Origin of the sequence: Microcoleus sp. B3-A4 (genome assembly GCF_036705385.1) — a bacterium.
Classification (GTDB): Bacteria; Cyanobacteriota; Cyanobacteriia; order Cyanobacteriales; family Microcoleaceae; genus Microcoleus.
In genome coordinates this window covers 174,965-199,095 of sequence record NZ_JAUBUI010000001.1, presented here as the reverse complement: position 1 = coordinate 199,095, position 24,131 = coordinate 174,965, and the positions used below count along the sequence as shown (strand labels likewise).

Sequence of the window (24,131 nt, the reverse complement as noted above, 5' to 3'; positions counted from 1 at the left end):
GTTTTGGTAAATTAACCAAAAATCTAAAATCTAAAATCTAAAATCTAAAATCGCCATGACTGATTTAACTAATCCAAATTCTACTTCTAAACCTCTGAGTTCGGCTGGAGATGCAACCTCTGCATCTTCCACGCCGCCGACGATTTTGCGGTGCGTGATGGGTTCGCTGATCGCGGGTGGCTTTGCGGCGGCTTTGTACGCGCTAACTTTGTCGATCGTCCAAACTTTTGCAAATTCCCCCATTCATTCTGACAATGTGACGGCGATTAATATTGGCGCGGCTGTGCGAACTTTAGTTATGGGAATTGTGGCTTTAGGCGCGGGTGTTTTTGCTTTTGCATCTTTGGGTTTGATGCTGCTGGCTGTGCAACTTTTAATTCAAAAGTTGCTAAAGAAACCTACAGCTTGAAGTCTACCAATTGCAAAAACTGGGCTACACAAACTTTCATCCGCAAGCCAAAGACTGCATAGTAAGATCGAAGCAATGGAATTATTTACGATCGGACACTCCAATCTAAGTATTGAAGCGTTTGTTTTGCTGCTGCAACAACACGGAATTACGGCGGTTGCGGACGTGCGATCGCATCCTTTTAGCCGCTATTTACCTCATTTTAATAAATCAGAAATTAAAGCTTCTCTCTCAAGTGTCGGCATTCAATATGTTTTTTTAGGCAAAGAGTTGGGCGCGAAACCAGAGGATTTAAGCTGTTACGATAGTAGCGGTAAAGCTTTATACGATCGCATAGCAGCAACTCCTCTATTTTCGCAAGGAATGCAGCGCTTACTCAAAGGCGCAGCCAATTATAAAATAAGTTTAATGTGTGCGGAAAAAGACCCAATTACTTGTCATAGGACTATTTTAGTTTGCCACAAACTTAAAGTATTTAATTTACAAATTCATCACATTCTGTCAGATGGCAATTTAGAATCGCACCAGCATTTAGAAGAAAGACTTTTGAGCAAGTTTAACAAAGGTTCCAAAAAATCTGAGCCGATTCAGCTAAGCTTGTTTGAATTAGAACCTGATCTTAAAACTGAAAGGGTTGATTTAGAAACAGCTTATTATCGTCACGGATGGGAAATCGCTTATGTCAGCAAATAAAGCAATTAATTAATTTATCAAATATGTCGCAATTGGCAAATTTTGCTAAGCCACAATATTTAAATTCCTGCCCGCAAAACCTAATTTTTTAGGAGCGCAGTGCGCCCATTACTGCTAGAAGTAGCGCGTCAAACCATTTTTCGCATAAGTCCTGAACAACTCTTGACATCGCCTACATTTATAAATTAGGGTACAGCCCTCCGCGCCCACCCTATTTTTATAAATTTTGTTCGAGTTTTAACGTTGTTCATGCTATAATTCTGCGGGACTGTAGCAGAAAGGGGTGCTTTTTGATGAAAGCAGAATTTTATTTTGACTGTCACAAATATATTTGCAGTTTAGTTCAAGTAGATTTTGTCAAAGAATTAAAAATAAAAAATCATCAAGGTTTTGTTTTGGCTGTTAAGCAAGGAGAAAAGATTGGACTTTTGGGGAAAAGTCGCCATAATGCTAAACAAGTTGATGTATCTAAACCGCATTTTTATAATGTAATTAAAGCGGCTATGAGCGCTTTGGAATTAGAAACTAAAAATGAAGTGATATTAGAGAGAAATCGAACTCTTGCTGAGGCCGAAGAAATGATTCAGCAGCAAAACCGAGAAATTCGCATTCTCAACGAACAGATTAGAATGCTTGCGACTAAGGTTGATGAATTGTCAAGGGAAAACCAGCAGTTATCAATGCAGCTAGTAGAAAAGCCAATTAGAGAAACTGAAATTAGTCAAGAACTTAATGATTTTCCGGCTTTCGAGGGAGATTTAGTGGCGGCGGAAATAGATCAGGGAATGGGAGAAGTTGAAATTAATGAAAAAAATGAAGAATTGTCGGTTCAAGCTTCTGGGTTAGCCGTGCACTTAATCGCAAATCCACCGAATTCGGAGGAGATTGAGGAAGAAGAAGAAATCAGCGGGGGCAAGGTTGAAATTGTGGATTTAGAAATTATAGAAGAACTAGAAGAAAACATCAAAGAAGTAGAATTTCCAGGAGGGAAAAGTGAAATTAAACGACTGCCTAAAAGGCCTTCAAACAGAAAAATGAGAAAGAAATCTTAATGCTTTAGTTAGATAGCAATTCTCGCATCATTTGTGAATTTATTACGGACGGCCAGCGGGTTTGGGGAGGGTTGGGGTGGGGTAAAAGTTTACGACTCCTGCAAGGATTGCTATATAACTCGTTTAATTGTGGCGATCGCATTTTGGCAAAATTCGTCAGCAGTTAAGCGAAAAAATCCCTTGCAACTCGCCGGTTTTCCCCCCGCAGCCTCACCCACAACAGAATTTTGACACTTATCCAGGGCGATCGGTAAAATTACAGGTACGATCGAACTATTGTCAGCAGCATTAAATCCTTCAGTAATTAGTCGTTTGCCAACAGTCACATAATTGTTGACAATATTGCACAATAGATAAAATTGTAAATATATAGCACCTGCGTTTTTTTTACCGCTTATGAATAGCAGATTCCTCGATCGCCTCCACCACCCCTCACGCCCCGTCATCGTCTTCGACGGCGCAATGGGAACCAACCTGCAAGTCCAAAACCTCACCGCAGAAGACTTTGGCGGCAAAGAATACGAAGGCTGCAACGAATATCTCGTCCACACCAAGCCGGAAGCCGTCGCCAACGTGCACCGGGGATTCCTCGAAGCAGGGGCCGATGTCATCGAAACAGACACCTTTGGCGCTGCTTCCATCGTACTCGCCGAATACGATTTGGCAGACAAAGCATATTATCTCAACAAAACAGCCGCCGAACTTGCCAAGGGTATCGCCGCCGAATTTTCCACACCCGAAAAACCTCGATTTGTCGCAGGATCGATCGGGCCAGGCACCAAATTGCCGACATTAGGACACATCGATTTCGACACTCTCACCGCCGCTTTTGCCGAACAAGCAGAAGGACTTTATGACGGCGGCGTTGACTTATTTATTGTCGAAACTTGTCAAGATGTGCTGCAAATTAAATCAGCATTAAATGCCATTGAAGAAGTATTTAAGAAAAAAGGTGCGCGAATTCCGTTAATGGTATCAGTCACAATGGAAGCCACCGGCACAATGTTAGTCGGTTCCGACATCAGCGCCGCCCTAGCCATTTTGCAGCCGTACCCGATCGACATTTTAGGCCTCAACTGCGCCACCGGGCCCGATCGCATGGCCGAACACGTCAAATACCTTTCCGAACATTCGCCCTTCGTCGTTTCCTGCGTTCCCAACGCCGGTTTACCCGAAAACATCGGCGGCCACGCGCACTACAAACTCACGCCAATAGAATTAAAAATGGCCTTGATGCGCTTTGTCGAAGACTTAGGCGTGCAAGTCATCGGCGGCTGCTGCGGCACCCGCTACGATCACATCCGCGAACTATCAGAAATTGGCAAAACTCTTAAACCCAAAATCCGCGAATTTACTTGGGAACCTTCCGCCGCTTCAATTTACACCGCCCAACCCTACGAACAAGAGAATTCCTTCTTAATTGTCGGCGAAAGACTCAACGCCAGCGGTTCCAAAAAATGCCGCGATTTGCTAAACGCCGAAGACTGGGACGGTTTAGTAGCAATGGCCAGGGAACAAGTGCGAGAAGGCGCGCACATTCTCGATGTCAACGTTGATTATGTCGGCCGCGACGGCGTGCGAGACATGAAAGAATTAGTTTCCCGCGTTGTGACTAATGCAACTCTCCCTTTAATGCTGGATTCCACAGAATGGGAAAAGATGGAAGCTGGCTTAAAAGTTGCGGGCGGCAAATGCTTGCTAAATTCCACTAACTACGAAGACGGAGAACCGCGTTTTTATCAAGTTTTAGAGTTGGCGAAAAAATACGGCGCGGGCATAGTTATCGGGACGATTGACGAAGACGGGATGGCGAGAACAGCCGACCAAAAATTTGCGATCGCCCAGCGCGCATATAACGCCGCCGTCGCCTACGGAATTCCCGCCCAGGAAATCTTTTTTGACACCCTAGCTTTGCCAATTTCTACCGGGATAGAAGAAGACAGAAAAAACGGCAAAGCTACCATCGAATCCATCCGCCGCATCCGCCAAGAATTGCCAGGATGTCACGTAATTTTAGGAGTTTCTAACATTTCTTTCGGGTTGAATCCGGCGGCGCGGCAAGTTTTGAATTCCATGTTTTTGCACGAAGCAATGCAAGCGGGGATGGACTCGGCAATTGTCAGCCCTAATAAGATTTTGCCCCTCGCCAAAATCGACCCCCAACACCAAGAAATCTGCCGTAAACTCATTTACGACGAACGGGAGTTTGACGGCGATATTTGCATTTACGACCCCTTGGGCGACCTGACAACGGTGTTTGCGGGCAAAACTACCAAGCGCGATCGTACAGAAGACGCAAACCTCCCGGTCGAAGAACGCCTCAAGCAGCACATCATCGACGGCGAACGCATTGGACTCGACATCCAACTCGCCAAAGCATTAGAAACCTATCCGCCCCTCCACATTATCAATACTTTCTTGCTAGACGGCATGAAAGTAGTCGGAGAATTATTCGGTTCGGGACAAATGCAACTGCCATTTGTATTGCAGTCAGCAGAAACAATGAAAGCGGCAGTTGCCTATTTAGAACCGTACATGGAAAAGTCCGAATCCGGGGACAACGCCAAAGGAACATTCATCATCGCTACTGTCAAAGGCGACGTTCACGACATCGGCAAAAACTTGGTTGATATTATCCTATCAAACAACGGCTACCGAGTGATTAACTTGGGTATTAAACAGCCAGTTGACAATATCATCGAAGCCTACGAAAAGCACAAAGCTGACTGTATAGCCATGAGTGGCTTGCTGGTAAAATCTACCGCATTCATGAAAGAAAATCTTGAAGTATTCAACCAGAAAGGAATCACCGTCCCCGTAATTTTGGGCGGCGCTGCTTTGACTCCCAAGTTTGTACATGAAGACTGCCAAAATACCTACAAAGGTAAAGTCGTTTACGGCAAAGATGCGTTTTCCGACTTGCATTTTATGGACAAACTCATGCCAGCAAAATCTGCTGGTAAATGGGAAGATTTGCAAGGGTTTTTAGATGAAATAGGGCATGATAATGGGGGGGTTAAAGAAGCTAAAGCTTCGCCAGAAACTTCTGTAGAAGATGCCAAGAAAGCAGACACTCCTGTGGTGATAGATACCAGGCGATCCGAAGCAGTGGCAGCAGATATCGATCGCCCGAATCCTCCTTTCTGGGGAACGAAACTGTTGCAGCCGGAAGACATCCCCTTTGAGGAAATTTTCTGGCACTTAGATTTGCAAGCCTTAGTTGCCGGTCAGTGGCAGTTCCGCAAGCCAAAAGACCAATCCCGGGAAGAATACGATGCTTTCTTAGCGGAAAAAGTTTATCCCATCTTGGAAGAATTGAAACACAAAGTCATCGCCGAAAAGTTACTGCATCCGCAAGCAATTTACGGGTATTTTCCCTGTCAAGCTGAAGGCAATTCTTTGTATTTGTACGACCCAGAAATCATGGCTGGCGGGCAAACAATAATCAATGGCGGGCAAGATGCCCGCCCCACAAAAGAAAGTGGCACAGGCATCTTGCCTGTGACTGCAACACCCGCTGCCACATTCACATTTCCCCGGCAAAAATCGGCGCGCAGGCTGTGCATTGCCGACTTCTTCGCGCCCAAAGAATCGGGTAAAATCGATGTATTTCCAATGCAAGTAGCGACAGTGGGAGAAATTGCTACAGAGTACGCGCAAAAGCTATTTGCTAACAATCAATATAGCGACTATCTCTACTTTCACGGATTAGCGGTACAGACAGCGGAAGCGGTAGCAGAATGGACCCACGCGCGAATTCGGCGCGAATTGGGATTTGCTAGCGAAGAACCGGACAACATTCGCGATATGTTAGCGCAAAGATATCGCGGTTCGCGGTACAGTTTCGGCTATCCCGCTTGTCCGGATATGGCGGATCAGTACAAGCAACTGGAATTGTTAAAGTGCGATCGCATCAACCTCTACATGGATGAAAGCGAACAACTTTATCCCGAACAATCAACAACCGCAATTATCACCTATCACCCAACAGCTAAATACTTCACCGCTTAATTTCTAGGGTGCGCCGCGCGCACATTCCTCGGTGAATTATACTCGTTACCAGGCTCTTCCTGGTAACGCAGCTCCGGAGTCTCTGGTTCCACTTACAGCAATAAAGCTTGTAGTATCGTTCCAAAAACTGTCCGGAGTATTGGCCCAGAAGGTAATGTCATTGCTGACAATGCGTAACGCCTAAATCTGACACTTGCGTTTAACCAAAGCGTCCACTAATGTACTCTTCGGCTTCTTTGGTTTGGGGAGAACCGAAAATTTGTTCAGTGGAACCAAACTCCACCAATTTGCCGCGTCGTTTGCCTTCATCGTCTGTTTCTGTATTGAAAAAAGCCGTCGCATCTGCGATTCTTGAGGCTTGTTGCATATTGTGAGTCACTGTAATAATTGTGTATCGTTCCTTCAGTTCTAAGCACAGTTCTTCAACTTGTCGAGTAGAAATGGGGTCGAGAGCAGAGCAAGGTTCATCCATCAATAAAACATCGGGTTTCATGGCGATCGCGCGGGCAATACAAAGCCGTTGTTGTTGTCCCCCAGATAATGCTGTTCCTTTATCTTTCAGCTTGTCCTTGACCTCCTTCCAGAGAGCTGCTTGTCTGAGGGAAGATTCCACTAATTCATCCAGATTTCCTTGATAACCGTTGGTTCTGGGGGCATAGGCAATATTTTCATAAATGCTCTTGGGAAACGGATTCGGTCTTTGAAACACCATTCCCACCTGTCGCCGCAATTTGACGGGATTCACTTGCGGATCGTAAATATTACGGCTGCGGTAAATGAGTTTCCCTTCCACCTTGGCAGCAGGGATTAAATCATTCATGCGATTGAAGCAACGCAATAAGGTACTTTTGCCACAGCCTGAAGGGCCGATAAAAGCCACAATTTTTTGACGGGGAATTTTGATATAGACATCGACCAGGGCTAAAAAGCCACTGTAATAAACCTTTATGCCTTCTGCATCAAACACGCTATCATCCGTGTTGAGGTGGGCCTTACTGTCAGTCATCTGAAATGGTCTCCTTAATCTTGACAACTCAAGTTAATTAATGGGTGGAATAGCGTTGGCGCAGATAAATAGCGACGCCATTAAGCGCCATAATCAAGATAATCAGCACAATAATAGTCGCTGCGGCTGCACTGGCAAACCCCGGTTCAGGACGAGTGATATAGCTGAAAATTTGAATGGGTAACGCCATAAATCGTTGGAATAAACCCGGATTAAACGTGAGGAAACTGACAGCACCCACGACCACCAAAGAAGCAGCATCCCCCATGGCGCGGGAGACAGAAATAATCACCCCCGTAAGAATTCCCGGAATGGCATAGGGTAAGACATGGTGTTGAATGGTTTGCCATTTGGTAGTTCCCAGTCCATAGGAAGCATTTCTCAGGGAATCGGGAACGGCGCGGATGGCCTCCCTCGCCGTGACGATAATGACAGGTAAAGACAATAGGGCAAGGGTTAATGCCCCCGAAATCAAGGTAGGCCCAAACCCTAGTAAATAGTTAAAGACCCCTAAACCCAGTAAGCCATAGACAATAGAAGGAATCCCCGCTAAATTCCCGATATTTATCTCAATCACGGCAGTCCACCACTTTTTAGGGGCGTATTCCTCTAGGTACAAAGCAGCCCCTACCCCAATAGGAACCGCCACCACAAGGACGATCAGTCCCAGAAAGAAACTGCCAATAATGGCTGGACGGATACCTCCTCGTTCGGCAAAACGGGAAGGCGTTTCCGTGAGAAACCCCGGTGTTAGCAATCTGCCAAGTCCATCATGAAGGATACTAAGAACCAGTAAGGCGAGGACAAATAAACCGATGAGCAACCCAATTAAGAATAGATACTCAAAGACTTTACCGATCGCTTCTCGGCGTTCTAGGTTATCGGTAAATTCAGCAGTGTTGACGGAATTGTTTGTTGGAGTTGATTTAAGCATAGCAATCAGTCGTATTTTTCCTTAAAGCGACTAGAAATCCAGAAGCTGGCCATATTGAGAGCCAATGTAATCACGAACAGAACTGCTCCCACCGCATACAAAGTCTTAAAACTGAGGCTACCCCTGGGACTATCTCCCCCCGAAATCTCCGCCATAAAAGCGGTCAGGGTGGCGACAGATTCCATGAAATTCCAAGTGAGGCGAGGCTGCGATCCAGCCGCAATCAGAACGGTCATGGTTTCTCCCACTGCGCGGGAAACGCCTAAAATAATCGAAGCCATAATCCCAGACAAGGCTGACGGAAGCACCACTTTAAAAATGGTTTCTAGTTTGGTAATGCCCAAGGCATAGGAACCATCCCGCAGAGAACGGGGAACGGATTGAATGGCATCTAAGCTGATGGAACCGACGGTGGGGGTGATCATAATGCCCATCATTAACCCAGCGCTGAGGGCATTAAAAATCTCTAAGGGGAAAAGATGCCGCAGAACCGGAGTGACAAAGAGCAAAGCAAAGTAGCCATAAACTACTGTGGGAATTCCCCCCAATAACTCCACAGCAGGGCGTAACACTGCTGCCACTCTCGGTTGGGCATATTCACTCAGGTAAATGGCTGAAGACAAACCCAAAGGAACCGCCACAGCCATAGCGATCGCAGAGGTTAAAAACGTTCCGTTCAGCAGCGGCCAGATGCCAAAATGGGCTTCGGCAAACAGGGGAGTCCATCGGGTATCCAGAAAAAACTGGGCTAAGGACACTTCTTGGAAAAAACCCACAGTTTCTTGGAAAATAATCCAGACAATACCAATGGTTGTGGCAACGGACACGAAGGCACAGGCAAATAAAACCGCAGCAATAATCTTTTCTGGGACATCTTCAGAAGCCTTCTTAAGCAATAAGTCATCCGCAGCCAAAAGGGAGTCATCAAAGGAACTAGGACTTAGGGTCATGGGCTTGAGATTTCCTCCTTAAATAAAGTTAGTAATGGGTTCACCGGGTTTGGCTTTTTGGAATTTCGTTCCGGTTTCACGCCGCTCAAATTTTTGCTTAGTTTTCACATAAGCTTCATCGGGTAACGCCACATAGCCGACACCATCTACCCATTTCCAAGAATTTTCTAAATAGAATTTCACGAATCTGTCAAGGGAAGGATTGGTTTCAAGGGCTTTTTTATTGACGTAGATAAATAGGGGGCGAGAGAGGGGGCTATAGATATTTCTCAGAACGTTATCAAGGGGAACTGGTTTAACACATTCTCCATTCGCATTTTCAATCGCCACCCCGTTCAATTTGTCTTGGTTTTGGAGCAAGAAGGCAATTCCCAGATAGGCCAGTCCCGATTTATTGCCAATCACCCCTTGCACGAGGGTATTTTGGTTGCGACTGGGGGTAAAGTCGGTACGACTATTTTTCCTTTTACCCGTTACGGCTTGGGTGAAATAATCAAAGGTTCCTGTATCGGAAGGAGGGGCAAACAGCAACAGTTTTTCGTCGGGAAAGTCGGGATTGATTTGCTGCCAACTGGTAATCTTGCCTTCGGATTTGGCATTCCACATTGTGTCTAATTCTTTAATCGTTAGACATTTGGCAAAGTTATTTTCCTTATTAACAACTACCGCAAGACCATCAAGAGCCGTAGGCAGTTCAATAAATTCGATTCCTTTGTCGGCACATTTTTTGATTTCTTCCTCTCTAATGGTGCGAGAAGCCCCCGCAATATCAAGGTTTCCGGCGCAAAACTTGCTAAACCCCCCGCCTGTGCCACTGGCAGCGACGCTTACTTGGGCATTGGGATAAAGTTTTTGGTATTCTTCGGCGACGGCGAGGGAAACGCCAAAGCCCACAGCACCACCATCGATGCTGATTTGCTGTTCCTTCTCTCCTGAGTTGCCACAACTCGTCATCAGGTTGCCCATGATGATGATAGGAATTAGGTAAAACCAACGAGAAAATTTCATAAAAACCTCGCGGTAGCTTGGAAACCCAGTGGCTTTAGCCCTGGGAGGAAAAGGGACACGGGATACTTTAGTATCCCGTCAACAGTCTTAAAATCCATAATTGTACCCATCCTTTTGATGAATAGAAAAACAATATTTGTGATTAATGCCTTGGACTAATCCTTGGGCTGTTGACACATTAAAACTGCCAGATGAGCGGACAGCCACTCTACCCGTATAAGTACCCATCTTTTTGCCCGAAGTAACAACGGCTTTTACAATATCCCCTGTCTGGAAACCCTTCACAAACTTAAATCTCGGAACATACCTAGAAGGGAATCCAAATTTATCCGTGCGACACATTTGCCTTGAACCATGCCCCGTCGCTTTGATATTTAAAGGCTGATTCGCTGACACGAAAAATTCAGGTGTATTGCCTACGCAAGCGGCATCAAAGAAGTGGGTTTTTGTCAGTTTCAGCCGTATGCGATTGAATTTAGTCAACCCGCCAGAACTTGTAATGATCTCTTTACCTGTCGCTTTTAAGCGATTAAATAAAGCCCATCGAGTCGAGTTGACAGCAGTGGCATCCTTCAACGGACGCTTAGCTTGTGCCACGATTTTTTTCAAAACATCGGGTTTTTTTGCCAAGAATATCTTGATGTCTTTAATTCCTTTTTTTGTGTTGCAAAGTTCGCAAGCTAAGCACAGGTTAGATATTCTATTACTTCCGCCCGACGCTCTAGGATGTATGTGTTCAACTTGTAGCGGTACATTTTCTATGCCACAGTAAGCGCACCGCCTATCCCATTTAGCAAGAAGGTACTCGCGGACTTCGTAGCCTTGCAACTCTCCTTGTTGATACTCAATCCCTGAAATCTCTGGGTTTTCCATTTTTTGTAAATCAAACCTAACCAATTCCTGAAAGATTGTCTTAACGGGTGCAAGCTTTGATAGTTTGTTGACCCAAGTTAAAGTCGTATCTACTCGATGTTGGAGACTGGGAGCTAACCAGCCTTTGGATCTAGTTCGGTTCAAAAATCTCGCTTGGCGATACCTTGTCTGCCGACTTCTGCGGTTGCGCCGCAGAGAACGACGCGATTCTAGCAATGCCTTGATCGTTTGCCCGCGATAGGTTAGTTCGGCTACCCAAATCAGATTGGAATTCAGAAGTAGAGCAAACCCCGTAACTTTTGAACCGGGGTCAATCTTTAAAGTGACAGGCTGCGGGTCTTGAGCTACATTTTTTTTCAAGATTATAGTGAAAGGATAAAGTCTGAAAACTTTACATTTGCCAACCTTTAACAGTTTGCGTGCCAAAGATGGTTTGCAGGGTGTTAGTGGTTTGCGGTTAGCATCTAAAACAAAAACGTAATTTGGTTGGATAGACATTGTTGTGTCCCTTCGATTTCTCGTAAAGTTCGCTTTGCCAATGTTATGAGGGCTTTTTACGCTTGCAACACTATTCCAGTGACCTTAGAATTGTTTAATTGCAAACAACAGAGCGGAAAACTAGCGTCGCATTTTCCGGTGTTTTGACCCCCGTAACGTAGCCATTTAAGGCTTAGGCGGGTAAGCACGGCTTCAGTTTGTTTGCTGAAGCCCCGTGTCTTTAGACCGGGGTTGCTTACAGCATTTGAGTGTAAGTTTGGAAAAATGAAAGTGAATTAGGCGTTTAGATTCAGAACTTTCCCTTAATTTGGTCAAAGATGGCACCGTTTGCAAAAAACTTCTCTTTTATCGAATGCCACCCTCCTAAATCTTGAGCATTGAACAAAGTTTTAATGGGGGGAAATTGCACCTCTGCGCCTTGAGCGATAAAGGGATTGACCGAACGGTAGCCTAATTTGGTGAATTCTTGCTGAGCTTCGTCTGAATAGAGAAAATCGACAAAGGCTGCTGCTACTTCTCTCGTTCCATGCTTATCCACGTTTTTATCAACTATCGCTACGGGATTATCGATAGAGATATTGAGGGGAGGAACAAAGTAACTGGTTTTGGGTTGGTTCGTTGCAGTTCCAGCTAAAATCACTTCATTTTCATAGGTGATTAAGGCATCTCCCTGACCTTGTTGGAAAAATAAGTCGCTGGCTTCGCGGGCATCTTTGGTTAGGGTGGGAATCTTTTTATAGATTTTGCCCACGAAATCAAGGGCTTGTTGAGGTTCGCCTCCTGCTTGGGTTACTGACCCCCACAGACCTAAAAATTCCCAAACGCCAATACCCGATGTTTGAGGATTTGCTGCAATCACGTTTACATCTTCTCTGGCTAAATCTGCCCAAGTTTGAATATCTTTGGGGTTGCCTTCTCGGGTGACAATTGCCGCCACAGAATGACTAACTACTGCCCGTCTAGGAACTCTGTCCTCCCAGCCAAAATTAATCAAACCAGCTTCTTCGATGCGAAGCACATCTAATGGGAGGGAAAGATGCACCACATCGGCTTCTTGTTTGCCGGCAATGATATCCTCGGTTTGCGCTAAAGACCCGCCATAACTGCGTTCAAAAATGACGTTTTGGTTGTGCTCTTTCTTCCACTTTTCAATAAATTTAGGGACGATTTGGTCATGGGCCGCTTTCGTCACTGAGAAGGAAACTAGGTTGAGCTTGACCTCGCTTTGATTGGCCCCACTCGCTGCAGAGCAAGCAGCAATTGACGTAGTTAGAATTACACCTAGTAAAAACAAGACGATGTACGCTTGGACTGAGCGTCCTAGATGCTGGGCTTGTTTGAGAAATTGCCCAGAAAATCGCACCAATTGGGAACTGGCTGCGATCGCAAATTTTAGAGACTGAACGATCGAAGTCACTGAATTTTGCCAAACTTGTTGTTGATTCACCGATACTTTTTCTTTAACTACGGTATTTTTATCAAGTTTGCGTAGTTACTTTGAGGAGTATAGAGTCATCAAATTAGAGTTTTCAGTTTTCTTAATATTTTCTTAATAAATTGTCTTAACCTGCCGCTACCATAACAAAGAGTCCAAACTCACACCCGCCCGCCGTGGTCGCTAAACAGTTAGAACTGACTAACTTACAGCAAGTTGCAATCAGATGTACCACAAAATAAATTATCTAATTGGTTCTCAAAATAGACCATAATGATTAAACCAGTTGAGAGCATTTTCATCTGTAATCCCATTGATGGCTTTGGTGAGCGCGGCATCAAGAGTCTCTGAACTTCGGGCAGATTCAGAAGGCATAATCCCTTTGATTTTTGACTCCTGACAATTCAATTGGTGATAAATCCGGGGAGTAAGGTGGTAAAAATTTCACGTTTACCCCAACAGATTTAATCAAAGTTTCGACAGTCTTAGCATGATGAACAGGTAAGTTATCCATCACTATAATTGCTGCTTTCCATAACTGGAGCAGTAAGATTTGTTCGAGATAAACCATTGATTGCAATTTGCTGTAAAAACCTGGAGGTAGAACCTCAAGAAATGAGTTCCCCGGTAGAACCTGGGAACTAGAAACCAAATTAAACCAACAAAAAAGCACCTTGAAAAAAGTGCTTTCATGAATATGAACTTTCCGTATTAAACCAACAAAAAAGCACCTTGAAAAAAGTGCTTTCATGAATATGAATTTTCCGTGTCTGACGAAACTTTTACGAGTAATTCCGGGGAGTGCGCGCACCAGCAGATGCTCCTACCATCGAAGCAACTAAACCCAATAGCGAGCCGAACAAGAACGACCAACCAGCTTTTGCAGCATTACCAGCAAGATTGCGAGCATCCTGAGCAGATACGTTAGGTGCTCGGTTCGGCAAATCGACCCCGCCCTGCTGCGCTTGATTAATGGCTTCTCCCGCATTCGCAGCTATTACGCCAAAAGTACCGGCCACGCCATTTGCTAACAGCCAAGAGCCAATTGTTAAGGTCGTTGCCCACAAAATTGCTCCGTTCAAAAGCGCTGTGTTGCGGTTCATCGGGCCGCAAGCGCGAGCAGTTACCCAACCGCCAACGGCCAAGCTAATTAACAAACTGATAATTGACCAAATTCCGACGCCGGTACCCACGTCTCCTGAAATACTGCGCGGAGCTCCTGAACTAGCAATGTTGCTCAACCCGATCGCAGCGCCCAATGCACTTAACACCAGTTGTGTGCCGATCGCAATTACCAAACCTGAAAAAATCGGACCCCAACGTACTCGATCGTGGTATTCCATCATTGAATTCACAACTACGGGTTCGGTACCAACGTTATCTACAGGTCTATTTACGTATGACATAGGTTTTTCTTTCCTCTGAGAGTTGCTTTAATTTTTAACCATCTTTCAACTAAGTATTAATTATGGCTGAGATTGATAGAAAGTATATCTGCCTGGGGAAAGAACCAGTCTCTATGTCTGAAGAAATAAACGAAAAAGTCATCACCCACCAGCCCGCCGCTATTAGCGAATCATTGATGATTGATGACTTATGAGTGATGAATTTTTTATCCCGTTAGAAAAGTTTCCCGACGTATACAGGAAATGCGGACGTATACAGGAAAGACAGCTTAACGCAATTTTACAGCCGTTCCAACGGCAGTAATCAGCAGCAAAGCCCCTTTCGAGTCTACATTAATCGTGCCTGTGTCCACTTCCACGCCGATTACGGCATTGGCGCCCAGGCGCTGGGCCCGTTTTTCCAGTTCCGCGAGGGCATCTCGCTGTCCTTTGAGAAAAACTTCCTCGTAACTGCCGGTGCGCCCGCCGATGATGTCGCGAATGCCCGCGAAGAAATCTCGCAGGGCGTTGGTGCCGTAAACCACCTCAGCAGTTACAATTCCCAGGTAAGATTGAATTTCTGCTCCTTGGATGATATCAGTTGTTGTTACAATCATCAGTTGGCCTCAGTCGCGAAAATTTTGAGTGGGTCTTGTTCTGTAGATTTACTACATCTCGCCGCTCAAACATTCCTGGTAAACCATAAGTTGTCAGCTTGCTAAGCTGACAGCAACTCGCTCTTTCATTCCACACACTCTTTGAAACAAATGGCCGTGCACAAACAAAGTCTCTTGGTATTCAGTACGCTGTTAGTAGCAGGATTCGCTGTCGCTGCGCCGCAGATAGCGCTCTCAGCAGAAACGTCAGTTGAAGTCAACCCTCAAAATAATTCAAATTTAGATGCTCTGCTGCGACAAGGGCGCGAGTTGGTAGATTTAGGAGACTACAGTAAGGCGATCGCCATTTATCAGGAAGCCGCACGTTTAGATACGGAAAACCCCCGCATTTTTTCTGGTATTGGCTATTTAGAAGCGCGTCAAGGCAACTATCAAGCCTCAGTAGAATTTTACCAACAAGCGATCGGTCTGGAACCGAACAATGCTGACTTCCAATACGCCTTAGGATATGCTATGGCGAATTTACAAAACTATCCCGCAGCAGCCACAGCTTACCGCCGCGCCGCTCAGCTCGATCGCAAAAATGTCAATGCCCGGATCGGTCTCGGAGTGGTACTCTTTCAGCAAAAAGATTACAGCGGTTCTTTTAAAGCATACCAAGAGGCGATCGCCCTCGATCCGAAAAATTGGCAAGCTTATTCTTCAATGGGTTTAGTATTGATCCAGCAAGGAAATTTTGCCAGTGCTGTCACCGTGCTCCAACAAGCAGCCGAACTCGCTCCCAAACAAGCCGGTGTCCAGTTAAAATTAGGCACTGCTTTGCTGCGTGCCGGCTATACTTCCGAAGGGCTAGCAGCTTTTGAAGAAGCTGCCAAATTGGAGCCCCGCAATCCAGAAGTGCAGCTAGAAATTGGCGAACTTCTCCAGACACAAAAGGATTTCGACGGAGCGCTGGTAGCTTATCAGCGGGCTATTGCGGTGCGACCAAATTTAGTGGAAGCACACGCAGGAATCGGGGAAATTCAACTGGAAAAACAAGATTTTTTAGGAGCGATTGCCACTTTTAAGCGGGTGATAAGGCTCGCTCCAGACCGGGCAGAAGCTTATTACAATATGGGTACGGCACTCAAAGCGCGCGATCGCAAATCCGAAGCAATTGAAGCTTTTCAACAAGCCCTCGACACTTACCGCCAGCAAGGCAACAATGATGGTGTACAAAAAGCTGAAGCGGCGCTCCAGCAACTAAAGTAATATGTCTCAATGTACTAATAGGTAATTGGCTAGCAGTTTTGAGTGTGGAGTAAGTAATTTTCCTAGTAGGGCTTAACTCATTCCACTCGCCGTGTTGCAAGGAAAAAAGCAATCTCAAAACTGTTTCTATTCCCTATTCCCTCGGCCCCCTTTCCTCTTTTTTCTTCCTTCTTACTTCGTTTGCTTAACTTTTTAATTGAATGCGGATAAATGTGGCTAAATAGAGTACAATATTGGCGCGATTGGAGAAGGGGGATCGCGCGGGTAAATTCAAGAGGAAATAAAACCGATCGCATAGTAGCATTTGGTAAAAACTCCATCTTTTGTAAGATGTTAAAACGGGTTCCTGAAAATGAATCTATTTCTATTGGTAGAGACAGCAAAGTTGTTAACATTTGTAAAATAAGCAAAATCTCCCATCCCCAGAGCTTTATCTATGCAAACGTATGATGTGATTATCATCGGCGCAGGTCACAACGGACTGGTATGTGCGTCTTATCTCCTCAAAGCTGGATATACCGTCCTTTTGTTAGAAAAACGTTCGGTTCCCGGCGGCGCGGCCACTACCGAAGCTGCGATTCCCGAATTGCCGGATTTTAAATTCAATATGTGCGCGATCGACCACGAATTTATCCATTTAGGGCCAGTTGTAGAAGAATTAGAACTGGAAAAACACGGTTTAGAATATCTTTTCTGCGATCCAGTTGCCTTTTGTCCGCATCCCGACGGCAAATATTTCTTAGCGCACAAATCTGTAGAAAAAACTTGTGCTGAAATTGCGCGCTACAACGAGCGCGATGCTAAAAAATATGCCGAATATACAGACTTTTGGCAGCGGGCTTTAGGTGCAATGGTTCCGATGTTTAATGCGCCACCAAAATCCATCATAGATATTCTGGGCAACTACGATATTTCAAAGATCAAAGATTTATTGTCAGTCATCGGTTCCCCCGACAAAACGCTGGACTTTATTCGCACGATGCTCACCAGCGCTGAAGACCTTCTCAACGAGTGGTTTGACGAGGAATTTATCAAAGCGCCCCTAGCAAGATTCGCCGCAGAACTCGGCGCGCCTCCTTCGCAAAAAACCCTGGCTGTAGGCGCAATTATGCTGGCAATGAGACACAATCCCGGCATGGCAAGACCGCGCGGAGGGACGGGTGCATTAGTGCAAGCGCTGCTTAATGTAGTGAAAAAATACTCGGGTGTGGTACTTACCGACCAGCACGTCGAGAAAATATTAATTGATGACGGTCGCGCTGTGGGAGTTCGAGTTGCCAACGGCACGGAATACCGGGCTACAAAAGGTGTCATTTCTAATATTGATGCTAAGCGCTTGTTTCTGCACTTAATGGACTCCAGCGATGTTGACAGTGCCGACCCGGATTTGCGGGAAAGATTGGAGCGCAAAATTGTTAACAACAACGAGACTATTCTCAAAATAGACTTAGCTCTAAATGAAATGCCCAAGTTTGAGCGCTGGAATCATCGGGACGAATATTTAATCGGGTCGGTTTTAATTGCAGACTCGGTGAGACACGTTGAAATTTCTCACAGCGACCCTTCAATCGGCAGAATCCCCGACTCTGACCCCTCAATGTATGTAGTGTTTCCGACGGTACTAGACCCGTCAATGGCTCCTCCCGGACATCATACGGCTTGGATTGAATTTTTTGCTCCTTACATGATCGAAAATGCTGAAGGAACCGGCCAGCACGGTACGGGTTGGACGGATGAGCTGAAAAACAAAGTTGCCGATCGCTGCATTGATAAATTAGCAGAATACGCGCCAAATATCAAAAATGCAATTATCGGCCGCCACGTGGAAAGTCCGGCGGAATTGGGAGAGCGTTTGGGAGCTTTGAAGGGAAATTATTATCACGTTGATATGACGCTAGATCAGATGATATTTTTCCGTCCTTTGCCGGAGTTGGCGAATTACAAAACGCCGATCGACGGTTTGTTTCTGACCGGGGCGGGAACGCATCCGGGTGGCTCGATTTCGGGGATGCCGGGACGCAATACTGCTCGCGTTTTCATGCACTCGCAGCAGCCTTTCGCCCAGACTTTAGCAGATGCAGCTAATACTCTGAAAGCGAAGGGTAAGTCGGTATTTCGCAGTAATGAGAAGTAAGATTTTTAGCAACCGCAGATGAACGCAGATAAACGCAGATGAATCACATCTGCGTTTGTTTGTATTGATTTATCAGTGTGCGAGTGCGAGAATTTTTTCTGGTTGATTCCCTGTGAAGGGAAAACGATTGGCGATCGCCCTCAATGCGTGAGTGCGATACTTTTTTCCGGTTGATTCCCTGTGAAGAAAAAACGGCGGGCGATCGCCCTCAATACCTTTTCTAAATCTTGTGCATCTTTCGCGATCGGTGGCGGTGGTTCGCGTTCCATCAAATCTGTGAAAATATTTTTTCAGAAGAGAGCATATTCCATCGATAAAATTCTCAATATTAGAAGAACAAGTTAACGCTGAAGGCATTTTTAAACTTAGCGCTACAGCCAAACCTCTAATTTACCAGAACAGGCAAGTCCCTGGTAGAAGTCGCTCCCCATCTCCGGATCGGGGCGATGGCCGCAGATCCCCCAGCATTTCGCATTCTCCTCAATTCATACTTTATGCGGATGAAAACGCCGGCCCCAAGTTGAGAAACTGAGAAATGGCGTTACCCTTTTTTTAGCGATGGCAAACCGAGTTTTGATTGTCGGCGGGCGGGGACGAATTGGCAGCAGCGTTGCCCAAGACCTTGTTACCTACACCGACGCGGAAATTACTGTTACCGGACGCAACTCTGAAGCCTCTATTGGGCCGGGATTGCCGGCCGATAGGGTGCAGTACCAAACTTTTGATTTAGCGGACAGTGCAGCCCTGCAAAAAGCAGTTTCAGAGTCTAATCTTGTCGTTCACTGTGCGGGGCCTTTTCACTACCGAGACGCCGGCGTGCTGAAAACTTGCATCGAAGCAGGTGTTAATTATACTGATGTCAGTGACAGCCGCAGTTTTACTCGCAAGGCTTTAGAATTGCGCGAAACCGCTAAAAATGCTGGGATTACTGCTATTATTAATACGGGCATTTTCCCCGGTGTGTCTAATAGCATGGTGCGCCGAGATGTCGAACAATTAGATGAAGCAGAACACATCCATTTGAGTTATGTAGTCGGAGGTTCTGGCGGCGCTGGCGTTACCGTCATGAGAACCACTTTTTTAGGTTTGCAAACTCCTTTTGAGGTTTGGGAAGATCGCAAGTGGCACCAAGTAAAACCCTACAGCAATCGCGAAACAATTGAATTTCCCGCGCCCTACGGCAAAACAGGGGTTTACTGGTTTGATATGCCGGAAGCAATCACTTTGCCCGAAACATTCGCCGTCAAATCAGTTGTGACTAAATTCGGTACGTCTCCCGACCTTTACAATCACCTTACCTGGTTTGTCGCCAAGTATTGGCCTGCTAGCTGGCTCAAAAATAACTCCGTGATTGAATTTCTCTCCTACGTCAGTTATGGGATGACCAGTGTTAGTAATAGTTTTAGTGGGGTTGGTGTGGCCGTGCGATCGCAAGTAACCGGTCTCAAAAACGGTCAACCGGCTAAAGTTTGCTCGACAGCGGTACACCCCAATGCTGCCGTCGCTACTGGCATTGGTACTGGCAGCATCGCTCAATTAATGTTAGAAGGTAAACTGGAAAAACCTGGAGTTTGGTCGGTAGAACAAGCTCTTTCTACTGAGCTATTTGAAGCAGCTATGCAGAACAGAAACCTAGACATAGAGCAGGTTATTTTGTAGTTGCTTAGCTTATTTATAGCAATTTAAAATGTTGGTAAATGGGATTTTTTCCCGAACTGCGAAGACGCGAAAGACGCGCCGAAAGAGAAGACTCAGGGGCTTCGTAATTGATGGGAAAACCCCGAGATAGGGTTCCTCGCAGGAATTGCGATCGCCCCTCATAGGAGATGAGTTCCGCTTGTCTAACTAATCTATCTTTTGGTAGAAGGAATTGTAACAAGCAGGCGCTTAAGATATTGGACATCATCGGAAACATCCCTTTTCGCTCGCTCTAGATGCGGTAGCTGCGACAAAGATTGCGCTTGAACCAAGGTTGTCAATGTGCGATCGCAGTGAAGGGGCGACAAACACCATAATTTTTGCGGAAAAATACCAGGAGAAGTTGATATGAAGCGGGTTTTAAAATCTCTCGGACAAACATTGATTCAAAGCATTTTGCTGGTCTGTACGCTGGCTTTGATTAGTCTGGTAGGTCTAGCGGTAGTACCCACTCAGGGTGCTAACGCAGGTCAAGACAAGAGTCACGCGCCGCAAGAAGCTACAATTACTGAACCCGCAACAAGTTTCGAGGATCTAAATCCCCAAGCAGGATCTTACGATGAAATAGTCAAAACTGCTCAAAATCCTGCAAACGTCGAGAAAGTTTACGACGAAAGCTTAAAAGAGTACAAGGGAGAACACCCGCAAGAAGGCATAGTTCAAAAAGCTGAAGAGTTGATCGAAAAGGTCACGGGCAACTAATAAATCAACAGATTTCTATCTAACTCAAGTTGCTGGTAAATACAGAGCTTACGTGAGTTGACAATTGAGCCGAGCTCATGACTCACTTGAAAATAATTCTCTAGGGTGCGCTGGGCAGCGCACCTTATTGCTTTAGAGTAGCGGGTTAAACCACTTGTTGCATCCAGAAAGAAAGATTTTCTCATTACTCTTTATATTTAAGCTAGCAGATTCATCCTTAGGGAAGATGAAGAGAGAGGAATTAAAAAAGTAAATTAAATAATAGTTACAGTCAGATAAAAGGAAAAAAATATCATGAGCGATGACAAAAAAACGGTACATGAACCTGATGCTAACCTAGACCCGATTTCCGGGGAAAAAGGGGCTCATCCAGTCGCAACGGGTATTGGTGCGGCGGGTGCGGGTGCTGCAGGTGCTGCGATCGGCGGTGCCATCGGCGGGCCTGTAGGAGCAGTTGTGGGCGCTGTGGTGGGTTCGTTTAGCGGCGGTTTGGTGGGCAAAGGTGTGGGCGAGGCGATCGACCCCACGGTAGAAGATGCTTACTGGCAAAGCAATTACAGTTCCCGGCCTTACGTGGACACTAGCGCAACTTACGAAGACTATCAGCCTGCGTACCGCACCGGCTATGAGGGATACACCCGCTATGGCAATACTGGTAAGCAATTCCACGAGATCGAACCGGATTTGCAGCGCGACTACGAAACAAATCGCGGTAAATCTAATGTGACTTGGGACAAAGCGAAGCACGCCACGCGCGACGCTTGGGATCGGGTGGAACGCGCTGTTCCTGGCGACATTGACAAAGACGGCCGCTAAGGCGATCGCAAGTATTTCTCTGTCTTGGACGCACACAAACTCAAGCCTTCCGGTTATTTTTAGCCGGGTACCGGAATGGAGGGAAGTGTTTGATAAAAAAAACCCGGCTGCTGCGTCTTGGACTGTTGTTGATAGGTGGCACAGTTTTTAAAGCGAGTTTAGCAAAGTTTTTGGGGATTTTCAGCCCCTCTCTACATCGGAGAGGGTATTTTTATGCTCCCTTGAAATCGCCTTTTTCAGCACGATTTTTATTTCACAGGACTGTTCGCTGTGAGAACTCGCTAGAGACGTATAGGCTTTGCTGTGCGGGACGATCGCACTCCTCATAAACGCTTTGTTACAAAATCGGGATGCTTCGGTTGGAGATGGGCATTTTTTTTTGACTATTAGCCTTAAAATTAAACTTATTCAGGACTGAGGCATCGATCGCATATTTTTGCCATTGTTCGCGATGCGCTGTCTGCAATCGCAGCCGAATCCTAAAGCGTCGGTGGCTTCAAACCCGATAATTGTTAATCTAAATCCTCTCATTCAAAATCGGTATAAATTGTGGATGAAATGTTGGAAAGAGCTTGGACACTCAAGCAAAATTTAATTGACTTTGTGCTGGATGCTGAGGGAGAGTTGGCGGTAGCTTTGGAAGCTTATGCTGCTGCTCGATCGACCGGCGAGCGCTACGACATTGCTCAGCAAAATCAAGTGATTGACAGTTTTACAGTCGAAGGTAAAGTCGGAGACAAAACGCCGATCGACCTATTTGTCGAAAGTCAGCCGGATTTAACCGAGGGCGATCGCAGTTTGCTAGAAAGTTGGCGGCACAGAAGCTTCACGGGCTTATTTGAAATCACTCAACTTTCCCCCGACAAGTTTGAACTGATGAACTGGCTGACGGCTAAGCACTACGTTGTCAAGCCCAACAGTCCTAATTTTATGCAAGAAATGTCTCGCTTTAAGTTAGGAGAAATCTTGCTGGCTCGCATCGCTCCTCTCACTGATGACTGGTGGATACTTTCGAGTTCTCCCATTCTCATGGGGAGATTGGGTAAGCCGAAGTTGGCGGTGGCGATCGGCAATTTCAAGCAAAATAACAAAAAGAACCTGTACAGCGATGCGCCGGAATTGTTAGAGCAAGCTTGGCAGTCAGTAGAAAAGTACCATGAAGATTTTACCGAATTTTTTGGCAGTGATGAATTGATGCTATCGGGATATCACCTGAATAAACAGTTGACTGAATTTCAGGAATTCATCACTAAAAAACGCCTAGCTGATATCGGCATTGATGAAAGTAAATCTCTGGCGGATATCGTTGAAGATGCTGGAGTCGATGCAGAAGAAATTAAAGCAGCAGCTATAGCAGCAGCCGGTGCAGATCCTTCTTCAGTTGAGGTAGCGATCGATAGCAATCCTCACTCAAAAATGGTAATGCCGAAAGTCGAATTGCCCGATCGCTTCAAGAAAGCCGAACAGGTGACAGCACTTTCTCATCCTCGCTGGGGACAAACTTTTTTGTCTACCTACGCTCAATTTACTGCACTGCTAGCAGCCGAAGACTTTTCAACCGTTCCCGGTTACGAGAAGCTGGTGCGTAACTATCTAGAAGATCCTGCAATTAATGTCTGGATTTGGCAGCGGTTAGCTAAAGTTAATTCAGCGAAATTAGAACAAATTTTGCAAACTGTATTGCAGCGGACTAATTTTCAGATCGATCGCGATTTAGATGCCCTCTTGCAAGAGTTTAAAAAACCCTTAGAACCCGAACTCCCGGAAATTGCCAGCGTTCCCGTGCACCTGCACAACTTATTTCAGGAAGCTTTAGGCGAAGTTAATAAGTCAAAGTCTAAACCACAGGAGAAAAAGAAAACCTCTAAAGGCTTTAAATCCTAAGCAACTAAGTTCGTGGCCTACTCCTACACGCTATGCTATCGCATAAAGTGTAGGCGGATAAACAACTCCACCTCTTGCTATGCGCTAACGCGCCGGGTTCGCCAAGGGATACTCGATGAGATTGCCGCAGCCAAGGGAAAGCAGGAAGAGAAGGGTAATTTCAAGTGCGAGGGCGATCGACCCTAGCCATTTTGGGCGCGTTAGTCTGCATTCCTCAGATAATAAACCATTAAACAAGCTCACAGTTAGCTGTGAGCTTATTGCCCGGTAATATAACTCAAATAGCTTTGCAGTCAGGACTTTAGTTTTTCTTCACCGCGATCGAAAGAACTGAAGTCCTCACTACAAACACCTTTTGTTAATCTTCAACTCGTCGGACAGCCATGCGTTGCAGCGGCAGGCTGAGTATGCTAGAAGCAGTCAACAAGTAAGAAAGAACCGTAGTCAGCTTCAAACTGAGCAATAACCAGCTATCCTCTGGTAGGTGAAGTTTCAGCCCGAAAAAAGAGATGCAGTACACTATCCAGTAAGTAAAGCTCATCTTGATTAGGATTTCTTCGCTCAAAGTGCGATCGTCTGTTGGCTGCGAGTTGCGATTATCACCCAGCAGGACTAGACCCGCAATAGAAGCCACAAAAGAAACCATAACGAGATAGTCATGCCAGTTAAGCTCAACCATTTCTAAACTCCGTTTTTATCCGAATTTTTGGAATCAGACATCAGTCTAAAGGATAAGTTTTCACGTTCAAAGCAATAGTTACAAATTGAAACAGCC

Annotated in this window: 24 protein-coding genes; 11 read left to right on the top strand and 13 right to left on the bottom strand. The window is 45.6% G+C overall.

Features of this window, described 5'->3' with window-relative positions; genetic code table 11:
• Positions 1-55 precede the first annotated feature (55 nt).
• From QUB33_RS00910 to QUB33_RS00900, 3 genes are all read left to right on the top strand, one after another.
• Positions 56-409 carry a DUF3082 domain-containing protein gene (locus QUB33_RS00910; RefSeq protein ID WP_333188503.1) on the top strand — a complete coding sequence of 118 codons (354 nt, stop codon included), beginning with the start codon at positions 56-58 and terminating at the stop codon, positions 407-409.
• Positions 410-484: 75 nt separating this feature from the next.
• A complete protein-coding gene (locus QUB33_RS00905) occupies positions 485-1,102 on the top strand; it encodes a DUF488 domain-containing protein (RefSeq protein WP_333346037.1) in 618 nt (205 codons plus the stop codon).
• Positions 1,103-1,395: 293 nt separating this feature from the next.
• Positions 1,396-2,154, top strand: coding sequence for a hypothetical protein (locus tag QUB33_RS00900; RefSeq protein ID WP_333346034.1), 759 nt, complete (start codon positions 1,396-1,398; stop codon positions 2,152-2,154).
• A 110-nt stretch (positions 2,155-2,264) separates the two neighbouring features.
• On the opposite strand, the gene QUB33_RS00895 is transcribed toward QUB33_RS00900, so the two are convergent.
• The gene (locus tag QUB33_RS00895) at positions 2,265-2,480 is read right to left on the bottom strand and encodes a hypothetical protein (protein WP_333346031.1); all 216 of its coding nucleotides are present in this window, start codon (positions 2,478-2,480) and stop codon (positions 2,265-2,267) included.
• Between the two features lie 70 nt (positions 2,481-2,550).
• Between QUB33_RS00895 and metH the strand changes: the two genes are divergently transcribed.
• Positions 2,551-6,165: a methionine synthase gene (gene metH / locus QUB33_RS00890; protein ID WP_333346028.1), complete on the top strand. Its 3,615-nt coding sequence runs from the start codon at positions 2,551-2,553 to the stop codon at positions 6,163-6,165.
• 199 nt (positions 6,166-6,364) lie between these two features.
• On the opposite strand, the gene pstB is transcribed toward metH, so the two are convergent.
• From pstB to QUB33_RS00850, 8 genes are all read right to left on the bottom strand, one after another.
• Positions 6,365-7,171: a phosphate ABC transporter ATP-binding protein PstB gene (gene pstB / locus QUB33_RS00885; RefSeq protein ID WP_333346025.1), complete on the bottom strand. Its 807-nt coding sequence runs from the start codon at positions 7,169-7,171 to the stop codon at positions 6,365-6,367.
• Positions 7,172-7,208: 37 nt separating this feature from the next.
• Positions 7,209-8,105, bottom strand: a complete 897-nt coding sequence (pstA, locus tag QUB33_RS00880) for a phosphate ABC transporter permease PstA (RefSeq protein ID WP_333346022.1) — start codon at positions 8,103-8,105, stop codon at positions 7,209-7,211.
• Positions 8,106-8,110: 5 nt separating this feature from the next.
• Positions 8,111-9,055, bottom strand: a complete 945-nt coding sequence (pstC, locus tag QUB33_RS00875; RefSeq protein WP_333346020.1) for a phosphate ABC transporter permease subunit PstC — start codon at positions 9,053-9,055, stop codon at positions 8,111-8,113.
• Positions 9,056-9,073: 18 nt separating this feature from the next.
• The gene (locus QUB33_RS00870; RefSeq protein ID WP_333346017.1) at positions 9,074-10,063 is read right to left on the bottom strand and encodes a PstS family phosphate ABC transporter substrate-binding protein; all 990 of its coding nucleotides are present in this window, start codon (positions 10,061-10,063) and stop codon (positions 9,074-9,076) included.
• 87 nt (positions 10,064-10,150) lie between these two features.
• Positions 10,151-11,434 (bottom strand): RNA-guided endonuclease IscB, encoded by a 1,284-nt coding sequence (gene iscB, locus QUB33_RS00865; protein WP_333346014.1) that lies wholly within the window; start codon positions 11,432-11,434, stop codon positions 10,151-10,153.
• 289 nt (positions 11,435-11,723) lie between these two features.
• On the bottom strand, positions 11,724-12,881 hold the full coding sequence (locus QUB33_RS00860) for a sulfate ABC transporter substrate-binding protein (RefSeq protein WP_333346012.1): 1,158 nt from the start codon (positions 12,879-12,881) through the stop codon (positions 11,724-11,726).
• Between the two features lie 352 nt (positions 12,882-13,233).
• Complete coding sequence (locus QUB33_RS00855; RefSeq protein WP_333346009.1) at positions 13,234-13,440, bottom strand: transposase; 207 nt, start codon at positions 13,438-13,440, stop codon at positions 13,234-13,236.
• Positions 13,441-13,651: 211 nt separating this feature from the next.
• Complete coding sequence (locus tag QUB33_RS00850; RefSeq protein ID WP_333283122.1) at positions 13,652-14,275, bottom strand: hypothetical protein; 624 nt, start codon at positions 14,273-14,275, stop codon at positions 13,652-13,654.
• 62 nt (positions 14,276-14,337) lie between these two features.
• Between QUB33_RS00850 and QUB33_RS00845 the strand changes: the two genes are divergently transcribed.
• Positions 14,338-14,469, top strand: coding sequence for a hypothetical protein (locus QUB33_RS00845; protein WP_333346006.1), 132 nt, complete (start codon positions 14,338-14,340; stop codon positions 14,467-14,469).
• A 75-nt stretch (positions 14,470-14,544) separates the two neighbouring features.
• On the opposite strand, the gene QUB33_RS00840 is transcribed toward QUB33_RS00845, so the two are convergent.
• Positions 14,545-14,871, bottom strand: coding sequence for a YbjQ family protein (locus QUB33_RS00840; RefSeq protein WP_333346002.1), 327 nt, complete (start codon positions 14,869-14,871; stop codon positions 14,545-14,547).
• Between the two features lie 150 nt (positions 14,872-15,021).
• On the opposite strand from QUB33_RS00840, the gene QUB33_RS00835 reads away from it, so the two are divergent.
• Complete coding sequence (locus QUB33_RS00835) at positions 15,022-16,122, top strand: tetratricopeptide repeat protein (protein ID WP_333345999.1); 1,101 nt, start codon at positions 15,022-15,024, stop codon at positions 16,120-16,122.
• A 77-nt stretch (positions 16,123-16,199) separates the two neighbouring features.
• Here QUB33_RS00835 and QUB33_RS00830 read toward each other — a convergent pair whose 3' ends face one another.
• Entirely contained in the window at positions 16,200-16,532 is a 333-nt protein-coding gene (locus QUB33_RS00830; RefSeq protein ID WP_333345996.1) for a hypothetical protein, read from the bottom strand.
• Positions 16,533-16,558: 26 nt separating this feature from the next.
• On the opposite strand from QUB33_RS00830, the gene crtO reads away from it, so the two are divergent.
• The gene (gene crtO / locus QUB33_RS00825) at positions 16,559-18,256 is read left to right on the top strand and encodes a beta-carotene ketolase CrtO (protein ID WP_333345993.1); all 1,698 of its coding nucleotides are present in this window, start codon (positions 16,559-16,561) and stop codon (positions 18,254-18,256) included.
• Positions 18,257-18,396: 140 nt separating this feature from the next.
• Here the strand turns inward: crtO and QUB33_RS00820 are convergent, their stop codons facing one another.
• Positions 18,397-18,525 (bottom strand): hypothetical protein, encoded by a 129-nt coding sequence (locus QUB33_RS00820; RefSeq protein ID WP_333345990.1) that lies wholly within the window; start codon positions 18,523-18,525, stop codon positions 18,397-18,399.
• Between the two features lie 289 nt (positions 18,526-18,814).
• Between QUB33_RS00820 and QUB33_RS00815 the strand changes: the two genes are divergently transcribed.
• The 4 genes from QUB33_RS00815 (at position 18,815) to QUB33_RS00800 (ending at position 23,356) form a co-directional block, all read left to right on the top strand.
• Entirely contained in the window at positions 18,815-19,915 is a 1,101-nt protein-coding gene (locus tag QUB33_RS00815; protein ID WP_333345987.1) for a saccharopine dehydrogenase NADP-binding domain-containing protein, read from the top strand.
• A 387-nt stretch (positions 19,916-20,302) separates the two neighbouring features.
• A complete protein-coding gene (locus QUB33_RS00810; protein ID WP_333345984.1) occupies positions 20,303-20,656 on the top strand; it encodes a hypothetical protein in 354 nt (117 codons plus the stop codon).
• A 294-nt stretch (positions 20,657-20,950) separates the two neighbouring features.
• Complete coding sequence (locus tag QUB33_RS00805; protein ID WP_333345981.1) at positions 20,951-21,472, top strand: hypothetical protein; 522 nt, start codon at positions 20,951-20,953, stop codon at positions 21,470-21,472.
• A gap of 558 nt (positions 21,473-22,030) precedes the next feature.
• Positions 22,031-23,356 (top strand): hypothetical protein, encoded by a 1,326-nt coding sequence (locus QUB33_RS00800; protein ID WP_333346255.1) that lies wholly within the window; start codon positions 22,031-22,033, stop codon positions 23,354-23,356.
• A 358-nt stretch (positions 23,357-23,714) separates the two neighbouring features.
• Here QUB33_RS00800 and QUB33_RS00795 read toward each other — a convergent pair whose 3' ends face one another.
• A complete protein-coding gene (locus QUB33_RS00795; RefSeq protein ID WP_333039230.1) occupies positions 23,715-24,035 on the bottom strand; it encodes a hypothetical protein in 321 nt (106 codons plus the stop codon).
• Positions 24,036-24,131: the final 96 nt, after the last annotated feature.